Genomic DNA, 14,518 nt, shown 5'->3' with positions numbered 1-14,518 from the left:
GCCATGTTGCTGCGTTTTACCAAGATGCACGGGCTGGGCAATGACTTCATGGTTCTCGACCTGGTCAGCCAGCACGCGCACATCCTGCCCAAGCACGCCAAGCTGTGGGGCGACCGGCACACCGGCGTCGGCTTCGACCAATTGTTGCTGGTGGAAGCACCGAGCAACCCGGAAGTGGATTTCCGTTACCGGATCTTTAACTCCGACGGCTCCGAAGTGGAACAGTGCGGCAACGGTGCCCGCTGTTTCGCCCGTTTTGTGCTGGACAAGCGCCTGACCGCCAAGCGGCAGATTCGCGTCGAGACCAAAAGCGGCATTATCGAGCTGGATATTCGCAGCGACGGCCAGATCGGCGTCAACATGGGCGCCCCACGGCTGGTGCCGGCGGACATTCCGTTCCAGGCCACCGAGCAAGCGCTGAGCTACGCCGTGGACGTGGACGGCAAGACCGTCAACCTGGCCGCCGTGTCCATGGGCAACCCCCATGCCGTGCTGCGGGTCGATGACATCAACAGCGCACCGGTTCACGAACTGGGGCCGAAGATCGAAAACCACCCGCGCTTTCCGGCGCGGGTTAACGTGGGTTTCCTGCAGGTCATCGACCGTTCCCGTGCGCTATTGCGCGTCTGGGAACGCGGAGCCGGCGAAACCCAGGCTTGCGGTACCGGTGCCTGCGCCGCTGCCGTAGCCGCGATCAGCCAGGGGTGGATGGATTCGCCACTGCTGATCGACCTGCCCGGCGGACGTCTGTCCATCGAATGGGCAGGCCCTGGCCAACCGGTGAAAATGACCGGCCCGGCCACCCGCGTCTACGAAGGACAGGTCCGTCTATGAGTGAGCAAACCTAATGACTGATAAGCCTCAAGTACCCGCGAAAGCATCCCCAAGCGAAAGTCTGGAGGCCGCAGCCGTTGCGGCGTATCTGGAGGCTAATCCGGACTTCTTCGTCGAACACGAGGAGCTGCTGCCGGCCCTGCGCATTCCCCACCAGCGCGGCGATACCGTGTCGCTGGTGGAGCGGCAGATGAAGATCCTGCGCGAGCGCAATATCGAGATGCGCCATCGGCTCTCGCAGCTGATGGACGTGGCCCGCGACAACGACCGCCTGTTCGACAAGACCCGCCGCCTGGTCCTGACCCTGATGGACGCCGCCAGCCTGGAAGAAGCGGTTATTGCCGTCGAAGACAGCCTGCGCCAGGACTTCCAGGTGCCTTTTGTCAGCCTGATCCTGTTCAGCGACAACCCGATGCCGGTAGGGCGCTGGGTCAGCGGCAGCGATGCCCAGACCGCCATTGGCGGCTTGCTGTCCGAAGGCAAGACCATCAGCGGCACCCTGCGCGAGCATGAGCTGGACTTCCTGTTTGGCGCCGAACAGCGCCAGCAGATCGGCTCCACCGCTGTGGTCGCCCTGAGTCATCAAGGTTTACATGGTGTGCTGGCCATCGCCAGCCGTGATCCACAGCACTACAAAAGCTCGGTGGGCACGCTGTTCCTGAGCTACATCGCCGAAGTGCTGGGTCGCGTCCTGCCGCGCTTCACCACCGCCTTGCGCGCGGTGCGCTAACCATGGAACGACAACTGGACGCCTACTGCGCTCACCTGCGCAGCGAGCGCCAGGTGTCGCCGCATACCCTGGAAGCCTACCGTCGGGACTTGAACAAGGTCCTGGCGTTCTGCGAGAAGCAACACATCAGCAGCTGGAAGGCCCTGGATATCCAGGGTCTGCGCAGCCTGATCGCCCGCCTGCACCAGCAAGGTCAATCCTCCCGCAGCCTGGCGCGCCTGCTGTCGGCGGTACGCGGCCTCTATCACTACCTGAACCGCGAAGGCCTGTGCGACCACGACCCGGCTAACGGCCTGGCGCCGCCCAAGGGTGAACGCCGCCTGCCCAAGACCCTCGACACCGACCGTGCCCTGCAATTGCTCGACGGCGCCGTGGAGGACGACTTCCTGGCTCATCGCGACCAGGCGATCCTCGAACTATTCTACTCCTCGGGCCTACGCCTGTCGGAGCTGACCGGGCTCAACCTCGATCAGCTGGACCTGGAGGATGGCCTGGTGCAGGTGCTCGGCAAAGGCAGCAAGACCCGCGTATTACCGGTGGGCAAGAAGGCCCGCGAAGCCCTGCTGCTGTGGCTGCCCCTGCGTGCCCTGGCCAACCCGGCGGATGACGCCGTGTTTATCAGCCAGCAAGGCCGCCGCCTCGGGCCACGGGCCATTCAGTTACGGGTCAAGGCCGCCGGCGAGCGCGAGCTGGGGCAAAACCTGCACCCGCACATGCTCAGGCACTCCTTTGCCAGCCACCTGCTGGAGTCGTCCCAGGACCTGCGCGCGGTGCAGGAACTGCTTGGCCACTCAGACATCAAGACCACCCAGATCTACACCCACCTGGACTTTCAACACCTGGCAACGGTGTACGACAGCGCCCATCCACGGGCCAAACGCATTAAGGGCAGTGACTCATGAGCATCAAGCTGATCACCTTCGACCTGGACGATACGCTCTGGGATAACGTGCCGGTCATCATCAGCGCCGAGGCGTCGATGCGCGAGTGGCTGGCGACACATGCCACCAAGGTGGGCGACTTGCCTCTGGAGAAGTTTGCCAGCCTGCGCCAACAGGTGCTGGAGCGACATCCGGAGCTGAAGTACCGCATCAGCGTGTTGCGTCAAAAGGTGCTGCAACATGCTTTCGAGGAAGCCGGATACCCGTTGCCGGAAGCGGCGCAGATGGCGGACGTGTGCTTTGAAGCGTTCATCCACGCCCGGCATCAACTCACCGTATTCCCCGAAGCGGAACCGATGCTGCAAGCGCTTCGCCGCGACTATCTGCTGGGGGTGATTACCAACGGCAATGCCGATGTGCAGCGTGTGGGGCTGGCGGATTACTTTCACTTTGCACTGCGGGCTGAAGACATTGGTATCGCCAAGCCGGATGCACGGTTGTACCAGGAGGCCCTGCAGCGCGGTGGCGTAGCGCCGAGCGCGGCGGTGCACGTTGGCGATCATCCGGGGGATGACATCGCCGGTGCGCAGCAGGCGGGGCTGCGGGCGGTGTGGTTCAACCCGGCGGGCAAGGCCTGGGAGGCGCAAAAGCGCCCGGACGCCGAGATTCGCAGCCTGACTGAACTGCCAGAACTATTACGAAGCTGGCAATAACGCAATTCCCGCAACCCTGAAGATCCCATGTGGGAGCGGGCTTGCTCGCGAATGCGTTGGATCAGTTGATACATGGTTGACTGATACACCGCATTCGCGAGCAAGCCCGCTCCCACACTGACAGTCGGCAGCCTGAAGGGATGTATTTCACCCATGAAAAAGCCCGCAGCGACGGCGGGCTTTTTCAGCAAGCAAACAGCAAGCCTTAGATAGGCCGGCTGCCGTACTTGTTATCAGGCTTCTTCGGTGGATCTGCCACCACGTTAGCCTCGACTTCCTGCACTTTGCCGCCTTTAGCGAGGAACTCTTCCATCGCACGGGCCAGCGCATCGCGCTCTTTGTTCTTGGCTTCTACGCTCGGCAGTTCGTCAACCGACACCGCAGCCTTGGCTTTGCCCTTGGCTACCGGGACCGGTGCATCATCGCCACCGTCGTCGTCAGCCACGTCTTCGGCAGCCGCCTCAAGACCTTCTTCGGTTTCGTCGTCGTCGCCTACTTCGAGGTCGTCGTTTTCCAGATCATCGTCGCTCATGTTCTACCTCATGACTTGCGAAAAGCAGATTAGTTATAGCCCAGCTTCGCCGCCTGTCGACGGCCGCCGGAAAAAAATCAACATCCACCGGATCACCAGTGGCTTATGCCCCATCACCGTGCAAGGTGGCGAGGACTTTACGAGCACCGCCATGATCACGGTGCTCGCCCAGATAAACACCTTGCCAGGTCCCCATCGCCAAGCGGCCGGCCCTTACCGGCAAACTCAGCTGACAGCCCAGCAGACTGGCCTTGAAGTGCGCCGGGAGATCATCCGGACCTTCGTCGTTGTGTTCATATCCCGCCATGCCTTGCGGCACCAGCGCATTGAAAAAACGCTCGAAGTCACGGCGAACCGCCGGGTCGGCATTCTCGTTGACCGTCAACGAGGCCGAGGTGTGCTGCAGCCACAAATGCAACAGGCCCACCCGACAGGCCTTCAATTCAGGCAAGCCGGCGAGCAACTCGTCCGTCACCAGATGAAAGCCCCGGGGCTTGGCCCGCAGGGTTATCAGGGTCTGTTGCCACATACAGTTCTCCGCCTATCGGCGCGCATTCTAGCGCGCTCAGGGAAAAAACAAAGTGCCGAATACGCCTACATGCCTGTAAGACATTCGCACGCTGAAAAGTGCGGTGTGGATCCCATCACAAAGTCGCCAAAAAACCCATACACCTTTAGCCACAGACAAACCCCAGGCAAAAAAATGCCCGGCAAGCCGGGCATCTTTTTTTCGCGTACTTACAAGTTGTAGCCGCGCTCGTTGTGTTGCGCCAGGTCGAGGCCGACAGCCTCTTCTTCTTCGGTCACCCGCAGGCCCATCACAGCGTCCAGCACCTTGAGGATGATGAATGTCACGATGGCGGTGTAGATGACGGTGAAGCCGACGCCTTTGCACTGGATCCAGACTTGAGCCGCGATATCAGTGGTGGTGGCGTTGAAGCCGCCCATCGCTGGTGCCGCGAACACACCGGTCAGGATCGCGCCGAGGATACCGCCGATACCGTGTACGCCGAAGGCGTCCAGGGAGTCGTCGTAGCCCAGTTTGCGTTTCAGGGTAGTGGCGCAGAAGAAGCACACTACACCGGCCGCCAGGCCGATCACCAGGGCGCCCATCGGGCCCACGGTGCCCGCAGCTGGAGTGATTGCCACCAGGCCAGCAACCACACCCGAGGCAATGCCCAGCGCGCTTGGCTTACCGTGGGTGACCCACTCGGCGAACATCCAGCCCAGCGCCGCCGCAGCGGTAGCGATCTGGGTGACCAGCATCGCCATACCGGCAGTGCCGTTGGCCGCAGCAGCGGAGCCGGCGTTGAAGCCGAACCAGCCGACCCACAGCATGGCCGCGCCCACCAGGGTGTAACCGAGGTTGTGCGGTGCCATTGGGGTGGTTGGGAAGCCTTTGCGCTTGCCGAGTACCAGGCACGCTACCAGGCCGGCAACACCGGCGTTGATGTGCACCACGGTGCCGCCTGCGAAGTCCAGTACGCCCCAGTCGCCCAGCAACGAACCCGGACCGCCCCATACCATGTGGGCAATCGGTGCGTAGACCAGGGTGAACCAGACGCCCATGAAGATCAGCATCGCGGAGAACTTCATACGCTCGGCGAACGCACCGACGATCAGCGCCGGGGTGATGATCGCGAAGGTCATCTGGAAGGTCACAAACACGGCTTCAGGGAACAACGCCGCCGGGCCGGTGATACTGGCCGGGGTCACACCCGAAAGGAACAGTTTGGACAAGCCACCCACAAACGAGTTGAGGTTGACGACGCCTGCTTCCATACCGGTGGTATCGAACGCCATGCTGTAGCCGTAGACGAACCACAGGATGGTGATCAGGCCGGTGATGGCGAAGCACTGCATCATCACGGAAAGAATGTTTTTGGAGCGAACCATGCCGCCGTAGAACAGCGCGAGGCCTGGAATGGTCATGAACAGTACCAGCGCGGTGGACGTAAGCATCCACGCAGTGTCGCCGGAATTGAGGACTGGAGCTGGTACTGGGTCCGCCGCCATGGCCAGGGCCGGCATTACGAGGGACAACAGGGCTCCTAGCCCTGCGAATTTACGCAGAGTCATATTGTTTTCTCCTGGGGCGTTGGGGTTTGGCGGCTTAGATTGCGTCGGTATCGGTTTCGCCGGTACGGATGCGAATAGCCTGTTCCAGATTGACCACGAAGATCTTGCCGTCACCGATCTTGCCGGTGTTGGCGGCCTTGGTTATCGCCTCGATAACCCGGTCAAGATCCTTGTCGTCAATGGCGACATCAATCTTCACCTTTGGCAGGAAATCGACCACGTATTCCGCGCCGCGATACAGCTCGGTGTGACCCTTCTGCCGACCGAAGCCTTTGACCTCAGTAACGGTAATGCCCTGCACGCCGATCTCGGACAGTGACTCGCGTACATCGTCCAACTTGAACGGCTTGATGATGGCAGTGACTAGCTTCATGAAAACTCTCTCCCGAATTGGTGGACTTGCCCCAGGAAAACAAACCCGTCTCAAGTCTAAGCGCAGTGCCTGGCTTTGTAACGCTTCGTCGCCTTGGCATTTGCCATTGCGACGCTCGCTAACCACTGGTGACGAAACACCTACCCCGCTCCGTCGGCGCACTGCATCGTCACAGCGACTGCATCAGTGCATGGGTCATGATCGTCTAAGCAGAAAGCTTGCCAGCTCCGTAAAAATCACTGAAATCAGTCCTTTGTTCGCTCGCGCCCACCTACCGGGCGCCACGACGGCGAAGATACGCACGAAAACGGTGCGCGACCGCCCGTCCCCATGCGCGAAAAGCGTGCGCCACCGCTGCTGGAAATGACTATAGACGCTGCGTGATACACTGCCGGCCAACAGATTTTCCGGACGATTTCCCATGCTCGCGCCCAAAGACCTCCTCGACGCCCTGAGCGGCCACGCCTCCCGCCTGTTCAGCAGCGACACGCCGCTGCCACGCAATGAAATTGAAAGCCAGTTCAAGGCGCTGCTGCAAAGCGGTTTCAGCAAGCTGGATCTGGTAAGCCGGGAAGAGTTTGATAGCCAGATGGTGGTGTTGGCGCGCACTCGGGCGCGGTTGGAAAGCCTTGAGGCCAAGGTGGCGGAGCTGGAAGCGCGATTGACGCCGGCCGCCGAATAAACCGGCCCAACCGGGGCAGGTTTCGCCTGTCCCCGTTAAACCGCTGTAACCCTCAGCTCACCCGCTGATACCCCCCGACAACGCCCTTCTTCGACAATACCCACTGCCACAACTGGATATCCCGCGCGCGAAACGCCCCTGCACACGACAGCAGGTAATAGCGCCACATCCGGTAGAAACGCCGCCCGAAGGTTTCGGCGAAGTCCGGCCAAGCCAGTTCGAAGTTTTCGCACCAGGCCATCAGTGTCTTGTCGTAATCGGCGCCAAAGTTGTGCAAATCCTCGGCAACAAACAGCCCGTCCATGGCGTCGCCGATCTGCCCGATCGAGGGCAAATCACCGTTGGGAAAGATGTATTTGTCGATCCACGGGTCCGGCGTGCTGTTGCGTTGGTTCTTGCCGATGGTGTGCAACAGGAACAGGCCGTCGTCCTTCAGGCAGCGGTTGGCCACCTCCATATACGCCCGATGGTTCTTGCGCCCCACATGCTCAAACATGCCGACGCTGGCGATATGGTCGAATTGCTCGTCGATGTCCCGATAGTCCTGCAAACGAAACTCGATCGGCAGATGTGCATACTTGGCGCGGCCCCACTCCGCCTGCTCCTTGGAGATGGTCACACCCACGCACTCCACGCCATAGTGCTCGGCCGCATGGCTCATGAAACTGCCCCAGCCACAGCCGATATCCAGCACGCGCATGCCCGGCTTGAGACCGAGCTTTTTACAGATCAGGTCCAGCTTGGCGAACTGCGCCTGCTCCAGGGTGGTGGCATCTTTCCAGTAGCCACAGGTGTACGTCATGCGCGAGTCGAGCATGCGCGCGTAGAAGTCATTGCCAAGGTCGTAGTGCGCCTCGCCGACTTGCCAGGCGCGCTTCTTGTTTTGCAGATTCAGCCAGCGGGAGCTGAACGCGTGAAACAACAAGGTGGCCGGGTTGGCCTGGTCGATCACCCCAGAGCGCATGAGGCGGTAGAAAAACTCATCCAGCGCCTCGGCGTCCCAACCGCCATCCATGTAGTCCTCGCCAAGGCCAAGGTTGCCTTTGGCCAGGGCCAGGTCGAACGTAGCACTGTGGTGCAGTTGCATATCCGCAGCCGACGGCCCGTTTACCTCAATCTGCGCCTGCGCCAGCAACTCCTTAACGAAGCGCGCTCCCTGAGACATCTCATCAGAACCGGAAAAAGAATGACGCGTTTTGTTAAGCACAATTGCTCTCCAGAAATAGCGTTGCCTTTGATTCATACACTGCGAGAAATCTGGCCATGGAAGCGTCTGGCAAGGCCCTCAAGGCATCACCGGGAACGCTGGCTGGGAACAGATGTAACAAATCTTATCCAGCCATTTTTTAAAGATATAATGAATTAATCTTATGAAAACCATGCGAAATTGGAATGCAAAATGGACATCAGGGCGCTTCGTTATTTCGTAGAAGTCGTGGACCAGCAGAGCTTTACCAAAGCCGCTGTGAAGCTGCACCTGACCCAGCCAACGGTCAGCAAAATGGTGCAGCAACTTGAAACGAGCCTCGGCTTGAGGCTGCTGGACCGCATGGGAAAACGCTTCACCCTGACGGACGCCGGTGAAATTGTGCTCAAGCGCGCCAAGGAAATGATCGCACTGCACGATGAAATGACCGTGGAGCTGCAAGACTTGCAGCAAGTCGAACGCGGCGCCCTGCGCATGGGACTGTCGCCCTCTACCCACCTCGCACTGGCACCGATCTTTGCGGAATATCACGCCCGCTACCCGAAGATCGAACTGAAACTGTTCGAAAGCGGCGGCAACGTCACCATTCAGGACCTGCGCCAAGGCACCCTGGAGTTCGGCACCATCCTGGACTCGCCGCGCGTGGCGGATATCTGGTCCGAATTCGAATCCATGCCCTTGTTCGAATCGCCGCTGTGCCTGCTCGCGCCCCATGATTCGCCCTGGCAGGGACGCAGCTCGGTGGAGCTGAGCGAACTGCAAGCCTGCGAATTCATCTTTTACGATGACACCTTCACCCTGAACCAATTCGTACTCGACGCCTGCGCCCTGGCCGGTTTTGAGCCGCGTATCAGCGGGCGCAGTAGCCAATGGGACTTTATCGCCTCCCTGGTACGCCTGGGTGTGGGCATCACCCTGCTGCCCCGGGCGTTCTGCGACACCCTTGATGCCAACCAATTCAGCATCGCGGAAATACAGTCGCCGGCCCTGAACTGGAGATTGATGCTGGCGTGGCGTCGGCAGTGCAAGCTGTCGTTTGCGGCGCAGGCGTGGTTGACGTTGGCGAAGGAGTTTTTGTGTGTGCCACCGCCCAGCCAGTAGCCCGATACGTTCTGTAAAACCTCGCCGCTGCGTTGCGCCAGCGCTGGACTACCCTTGAAAAACCGCAGGAAGCGGCCACTCATTTCAAGGAACGAGCATGTCCCTCGCCATCGTCCACAGCCGCGCCCAGATTGGCGTTGAAGCCCCTGCCGTCACCGTCGAGGTGCACATGGCCAACGGCTTGCCGTCGCTGACGCTGGTGGGTCTGCCGGAGACCGCCGTCAAGGAAAGCAAAGACCGCGTGCGCAGCGCGATTCTCAACTCCGCGCTGCAATATCCATCCCGCCGCATCACCCTCAACCTCGCGCCCGCCGACCTGCCCAAGGACGGTGGGCGTTTTGATTTGGCGATTGCGTTGGGGATTCTCGCCGCCAGTGTGCAGGTGCCGACGTTGACCCTCGATAACGTGGAATGCCTCGGTGAGCTGGCGCTGTCCGGTGAGGTGCGTGGGGTGAAAGGTGTGTTGCCGGCAGCGCTGGCGGCGCGCAAGGCCGGGCGCACCTTGATCGTGCCTCGGGCCAATGCCGAAGAGGCGTGCCTGGCCTCGGGATTGAAGGTGATAGCGGTGGATCATCTGCTGCAAGTGGTGGCGCACCTGAACGGTCACGTCCCGATCGAGCCCTTCGTTTCCAGTGGCCTGATGTACTTGAACAAGCCCTACCCGGATTTGAGTGAAGTGCAGGGCCAGCTCGCAGCCAAACGCGCGTTGCTGATTGCCGCCGCGGGCGCCCATAACCTGTTGCTCAGCGGGCCACCGGGCACGGGCAAAACCTTGCTCGCCAGCCGTCTGCCGGGGCTGTTGCCGCCCTTGAGTGAACAGGAAGCGCTGGAGGTGGCGGCGATTCAATCAGTGGTCAGCCTGGCGCCGCTGAGCCATTGGCCGCACCGGCCGTTTCGCCAGCCGCACCATTCGGCATCAGGCCCGGCGCTGGTGGGCGGCGGCTCGAAACCGCAGCCGGGGGAAATCACCCTCGCCCATCATGGTGTGTTGTTTCTCGACGAACTGCCGGAGTTTGATCGCAAGGTCTTGGAAGTGCTGCGTGAGCCGCTGGAGTCCGGGCATATCGTGATTGCCCGCGCCCGCGACCGGGTGAGTTTCCCGGCGCGCTTTCAGTTGGTGGCGGCGATGAACCCCTGCCCTTGCGGCTATGTGGGCGAGCCCAGCGGGCGCTGTCGCTGCACGCCGGAGCAGATCCAGCGCTATCGCAACAAGCTCTCGGGTCCGCTGTTGGACCGGATTGACCTGCACGTAACCGTCGCCCGGGAAAGCACCGCGCTGAATCCCGGCAAACAGTCAGGCGACGATACCGCCAGCGCGTCCGTTCTTGTGGCCGAGGCCCGGGAGCGCCAACAACGGCGCCAAGGCTGCGCCAATGCCTTTCTCGACCTGCCGGGACTACGCCAGCACTGCAAGCTGGCGAAGGCCGATGAAGGCTGGCTGGAGAGCGCGTGTGAACGGCTGACGCTGTCGCTGCGGGCGGCGCATCGTTTGCTCAAGGTCGCGCGCACCCTGGCCGACCTGGAACAGGTGGAAGCCATCGCCCGCCATCATCTGGCGGAAGCTTTGCAGTACCGGCCCGCTAGCGCTTCTTAGGCAACGCCAGGAGCAGCCCCGCCACTTCCATCACCTCATCCATTACCGCCTCAGCGGATTCAACGGAGGGTTTGAGCATCAAGTCATCGGCATAGCCCATGGCGACGGCGAAGAGCTGCCGCGCGGCGCGTTTGGGCGACTCACAGTGGAAAACTTTGGCCGACACACCTTGCTCGATGATCTCGGCGAGCATCGCTTGCCATTGGGCGTTGATCACCAGGTAAGCCTGGGCCAAAGGCTCGTCATGCATGGCTTCATCCCAGGCATCCAGCCACAGCGCCCAACCGGCATCTGCCGTGGAGGGCAAGCAGTCACGCAGGAAACCTTCGAGCGCTCTCAGTGGAGACAGACCTTCCAGCGGCACCCGCACCTCGTCCAGTTGCTCGTTGGCAAACCGCACAAACGCTTCGCGGCGCAGATCTTTCCAGTCGCTGAAGTAATGATAGACGTGGCTGCGGGACAGCCCGGCGTGCTCCGCCAAGTCGCGGGTGGAGACATCGGCGAAGCCTTTGCTGCGAAACAGCTCCAGGGCGGCGGCGATGATCTGGTCTTTACGGTCGATACGCGACATGAGGCTTTTCCTTCAGGCACCGGCAGATCGACGGCGCTTGCTTTTTGAGCGGTCGCTCAAGGATACTTGAGCAGTCGCTCAATACTAGCGCTTATCTCATCCTTGGTGCACCCCATGTCATCCGTAACACCGCAAATCCTGATCGAAGAAAGCAAAAAGATCGGGCAACAATCCGCCAGCCAAACCCTCAAAGCGATCGCCAGGGCCTATCCCGGCAAGCTGTTCTGCACCTTGTCGCTGGTGGCCTTGGAAAACGCATTGCTGCTGGCCTACCCGCTGTTTGCCGGATTCGCGGTGGACTCAATTATCCGCGGCGATGCCGGCAGCGCGCTGTTCTACGCCGCCGTGGTACTGGCGTTCTGGGTAGTCGGGGCGGCGCGACGGGCGTTGGATACGCGCACCTTCACCCGTATCTACGCGGACCTGGCGGTGCCGGTGATTCTCAACCAGCGCCTGCAAAACCACAGCACCTCACGGGCGGCGGCGCGGGTGGTGTTGGCGCGGGACTTTGTGGATTTCTTCGAAAAACACGTGCCGATCATCGCGACGGCGCTGGTGTCGATCGTCGGTGCGGCCGTGATGTTGCTGGTGATCGAACCGTGGATCGGCCTGGCCTGCCTGACGGCGCTGGTGCTGTGCACAACCTTGTTGCCACGTTTCGCCCGGCGCAATCAGGAGCTGCACGAGCGCTTGAATGACCGCCTGGAAAAGGAAATCGGCCTGGTGGAAAAGGTCGGCGCGCAGACCTTGCAGCGCCACTACCAGGTGCTGTCACGCCTGCGGATCTGGCTGTCGGACCGCGAGGCTGCAGCGTTCCTGTTTATCGGTACGCTGGCCGCGCTGTTGTTTGTGGTCGCCATCAGCCAGTTGGCGCTGTCGCCGGCGGTCAAGGCCGGCCACGTGTATGCGGTGATGACTTACCTGTGGACCTTTGTCAGCAGCCTGGATGAAGCGCCAGGGATGGTTGATCAACTGGCGCGACTCAAGGACATTGGCAAGCGTGTGGACCCAGGGCTGGGCGACCGATCCGACGTTTGAGGCGTCGAATCGTCCGTCATCGCGGGCAAGCCCGTCTCCCACATTGAGCCGGTTTCTTCAATTGAACACGGTCAACTGTGGGAGCGGGCTTGCCCGCGATGAGGCCCGAACAGTCAATCAACGAAACCGGTCAACCTCATGCCGCAAGCCCGCCGCCAGGGTCTCCAGTTCCTTGGCGGTGATCGCAAGGTTGGACACCACTTCACGCTGCTCGCTGTTGGCCAGGGCGATGCTCTGCAAGTTGCTGCTTAGCAGGGTCGCCGTGCTGCTCTGCTCCTGGGTCGCCGTGGTAATCGCCGCAAACTGCTGGCCCGCCGAGCGGCTTTGCTCATCGATCCGCGCCAGCGCAGAAGCCACGTCAGCATTGCGCGCAAGGCCCTCCTGCATCAGCACGTTGCCTTGTTCCATGGTGCTGATGGCGTTGCCGGTTTCCTGCTGGATGCTCTGGATCATCCCGGAAATTTCGTCCGTGGCCTGACGAGTACGCGACGCGAGGTTGCGTACTTCATCCGCCACCACCGCAAACCCGCGCCCTTGCTCACCGGCCCGCGCCGCTTCGATGGCGGCGTTGAGCGCCAGCAGGTTGGTCTGTTCGGCAATCGCGGTGATCACACCGACGATCCCGCCGATTTCCTGGGAGCGCTGGCCCAAGGTATTGATCACCGTGGCCGTGCTGTTCAGCGCGGTGGCGATGTGTTCCAGGGACGACGACGCTTCTTGCATCGAGGTGCGGCCGATCTTGGTTTGCTGGGCGTTGTCCTGGGCCAGGCGCTCGGTGTTGCCCATGTTGTCGGCAATGTTCAGCGAGGTGGCGCTGAACTCTTCTACCGCGCCGGCCATGCTGGTGATTTCGCCGGACTGTTGCTCCATGCCTTCGTACGCACCGCCGGACAAACCCGACAGCGCCTGGGCACGGCTGTTAACGTCTTCAGCCGCCTTGCGAATGTGCGACACCATGGTCGACAGCGCTTCGCCCATCTGGTTGAAACTGCGGGCCAACTGGCCGATTTCGTCATGGCTGGAAACATTCAGGCGCGCGCTCAAATCACCGGCGCCCAGGGCTTCTGCCTGACGTACCAGGTCGCCCAAAGGCTGCAACTTGCTGCGCAGCAGCCAGACCGCCGCGCCCACCGCCAGCAGCATCGCGAGCAAACTGCCGATCGCCAGGCGAATCCCCACCGACCAGGTCACCGCGCGAATTTCGGCTTTCGGCATGCTCGCCACCACCGACCACGGGCCGCCTTCAAACGGCACCGCGACGCTGTAGAAATCTTCGTTCTTGTCGCTCCAGAAACGGCCTTTTCCAGGTTTGGCGGCCAGGTCGAGCATGACCGGAATCGACTGATCCAGCGCCTGCACCCCAGCTGGCGGGACCAACCAGTGTTTCTGTTCGTCCAGCAGCGCCAGGGAACCGGTCTGGCCGATGCGGAAGCGCTTGAGGTTGTCGAACTGGGCGTTCTGCGCGTCGGTGTAGTCGAAGCCGACAAACAGCACCGCAATCACTTTGCCGCTGGCATCGCGCACCGGGCTGTACTGGGTCATGTAGGAGCGATCAAACAACACCGCGCGGCCGACGTAGCCCTGCCCGCCGAGCAAGCGTTGATAGGCCGGGTGCTGATGATCCAGCGCCGTGCCAATGGCGCGGCTGCCGTCCTGCTTGGTCAGGGATGTGCTGACGCGGATAAAGTCCTCGCCGCTGCGTACGAATACGGTCGCCACGCCGCCGGACATCTGCTTGAACTCATCAACTTCAGCGAAATTGTTGTTGAGCACTTCCTCGCCCAGGTACAGGCCCGGCGTCTGCACGCCCGCCACCGCCACCGGTTGCTCAGGGCGCGTACTCAAACCGGCGCTGAAGCGCTTTTCAAACAGCCCGCTCAAACGCTGGGTACTTTCGCGCAAGGTGCTGTGGAAGGTATTGAGTTGGTCAGCCAGCAAGCGAGCCTCGCTGGCCAGATGCTCCTCGCGGGTGTCGAGGTTGGCGGAGTCCAGCGAACGCAAGGCGAACACTGTGCTGCCGCTGATGACGACAGCCAGTATCACGGCGAGGGCGAGCCCCAGTTGAGAGGCGATCCGGGCGCGAGGTTGAGACATGAAGGCTCCTGGCCGAGGCCAGGATCATCCTGATCTCATAGCGCTGCTCGGCAAAATTCTAATAGGGGAAACGTTGTAGAACGGTAGTT

The 14,518-nt window shown here is 61.4% G+C and carries 15 protein-coding genes; 8 read left to right on the top strand and 7 right to left on the bottom strand.

The genetic code is table 11. The features are described 5' to 3' along the window. The first annotated feature begins 3 nt into the window (after window positions 1-3). Genes dapF through K0H47_RS23070 form a run of 4 tightly spaced genes read left to right on the top strand, consistent with a single transcriptional unit; the run spans window position 4 to window position 3,158 of the window. On the top strand, window positions 4-834 hold the full coding sequence (gene dapF / locus K0H47_RS23085) for a diaminopimelate epimerase (RefSeq protein WP_003208798.1): 831 nt from the start codon (window positions 4-6) through the stop codon (window positions 832-834). 13 nt (window positions 835-847) lie between these two features. After that, window positions 848-1,564: a DUF484 family protein gene (locus tag K0H47_RS23080; protein ID WP_010168025.1), complete on the top strand. Its 717-nt coding sequence runs from the start codon at window positions 848-850 to the stop codon at window positions 1,562-1,564. Between the two features lie 2 nt (window positions 1,565-1,566). Further along, window positions 1,567-2,466, top strand: a complete 900-nt coding sequence (xerC, locus tag K0H47_RS23075) for a tyrosine recombinase XerC (RefSeq protein WP_093203765.1) — start codon at window positions 1,567-1,569, stop codon at window positions 2,464-2,466. Continuing rightward, window positions 2,463-3,158 (top strand): HAD family hydrolase, encoded by a 696-nt coding sequence (locus tag K0H47_RS23070; protein WP_219273709.1) that lies wholly within the window; start codon window positions 2,463-2,465, stop codon window positions 3,156-3,158. Before xerC ends, K0H47_RS23070 begins: the two co-directional genes overlap by 4 nt. A 205-nt stretch (window positions 3,159-3,363) precedes the next feature. Here the strand turns inward: K0H47_RS23070 and sutA are convergent, their stop codons facing one another. From sutA to glnK, 4 genes are all read right to left on the bottom strand, one after another. Further along, window positions 3,364-3,690, bottom strand: a complete 327-nt coding sequence (gene sutA / locus K0H47_RS23065; RefSeq protein ID WP_017476674.1) for a transcriptional regulator SutA — start codon at window positions 3,688-3,690, stop codon at window positions 3,364-3,366. Window positions 3,691-3,793: 103 nt separating this feature from the next. Beyond that, window positions 3,794-4,219: a secondary thiamine-phosphate synthase enzyme YjbQ gene (locus tag K0H47_RS23060; RefSeq protein ID WP_017476675.1), complete on the bottom strand. Its 426-nt coding sequence runs from the start codon at window positions 4,217-4,219 to the stop codon at window positions 3,794-3,796. A 209-nt stretch (window positions 4,220-4,428) separates the two neighbouring features. Next, window positions 4,429-5,769 carry an ammonium transporter gene (locus K0H47_RS23055; protein WP_026077859.1) on the bottom strand — a complete coding sequence of 447 codons (1,341 nt, stop codon included), beginning with the start codon at window positions 5,767-5,769 and terminating at the stop codon, window positions 4,429-4,431. 34 nt (window positions 5,770-5,803) lie between these two features. Next, on the bottom strand, window positions 5,804-6,142 hold the full coding sequence (glnK, locus tag K0H47_RS23050) for a P-II family nitrogen regulator (protein ID WP_002555808.1): 339 nt from the start codon (window positions 6,140-6,142) through the stop codon (window positions 5,804-5,806). A 472-nt stretch (window positions 6,143-6,614) separates the two neighbouring features. On the opposite strand from glnK, the gene K0H47_RS23045 reads away from it, so the two are divergent. Continuing rightward, complete coding sequence (locus K0H47_RS23045) at window positions 6,615-6,824, top strand: accessory factor UbiK family protein (RefSeq protein ID WP_371103568.1); 210 nt, start codon at window positions 6,615-6,617, stop codon at window positions 6,822-6,824. A gap of 52 nt (window positions 6,825-6,876) precedes the next feature. On the opposite strand, the gene cfa is transcribed toward K0H47_RS23045, so the two are convergent. Next, window positions 6,877-7,989: a cyclopropane fatty acyl phospholipid synthase gene (gene cfa / locus K0H47_RS23040; protein ID WP_093203756.1), complete on the bottom strand. Its 1,113-nt coding sequence runs from the start codon at window positions 7,987-7,989 to the stop codon at window positions 6,877-6,879. Window positions 7,990-8,223: 234 nt separating this feature from the next. Here cfa and K0H47_RS23035 point away from each other — a divergent pair, with 234 nt between their 5' ends. Together K0H47_RS23035 and K0H47_RS23030 are read left to right on the top strand one after the other, a co-directional pair. Beyond that, window positions 8,224-9,132 carry a LysR family transcriptional regulator gene (locus K0H47_RS23035; protein WP_093203752.1) on the top strand — a complete coding sequence of 303 codons (909 nt, stop codon included), beginning with the start codon at window positions 8,224-8,226 and terminating at the stop codon, window positions 9,130-9,132. A 97-nt stretch (window positions 9,133-9,229) separates the two neighbouring features. After that, on the top strand, window positions 9,230-10,726 hold the full coding sequence (locus tag K0H47_RS23030; protein WP_218263077.1) for a YifB family Mg chelatase-like AAA ATPase: 1,497 nt from the start codon (window positions 9,230-9,232) through the stop codon (window positions 10,724-10,726). Here the strand turns inward: K0H47_RS23030 and K0H47_RS23025 are convergent. Next, window positions 10,713-11,297: a TetR/AcrR family transcriptional regulator gene (locus K0H47_RS23025; protein WP_093203743.1), complete on the bottom strand. Its 585-nt coding sequence runs from the start codon at window positions 11,295-11,297 to the stop codon at window positions 10,713-10,715. The genes K0H47_RS23030 and K0H47_RS23025 overlap by 14 nt on opposite strands. 114 nt (window positions 11,298-11,411) lie before the next feature. On the opposite strand from K0H47_RS23025, the gene K0H47_RS23020 reads away from it, so the two are divergent. Then, window positions 11,412-12,335 (top strand): ABC transporter six-transmembrane domain-containing protein, encoded by a 924-nt coding sequence (locus tag K0H47_RS23020; protein ID WP_093203739.1) that lies wholly within the window; start codon window positions 11,412-11,414, stop codon window positions 12,333-12,335. 117 nt (window positions 12,336-12,452) lie between these two features. On the opposite strand, the gene K0H47_RS23015 is transcribed toward K0H47_RS23020, so the two are convergent. Continuing rightward, a complete protein-coding gene (locus K0H47_RS23015) occupies window positions 12,453-14,429 on the bottom strand; it encodes a methyl-accepting chemotaxis protein (protein ID WP_093203734.1) in 1,977 nt (658 codons plus the stop codon). Window positions 14,430-14,518: the final 89 nt, after the last annotated feature.

Origin of the sequence: Pseudomonas sp. Xaverov 83, assembly GCF_019352905.1 — a bacterium.
Lineage (GTDB): Bacteria > Pseudomonadota > Gammaproteobacteria > Pseudomonadales > Pseudomonadaceae > Aquipseudomonas > Aquipseudomonas yamanorum.
This window is presented reverse-complemented; position numbering and strand designations above follow the sequence as displayed.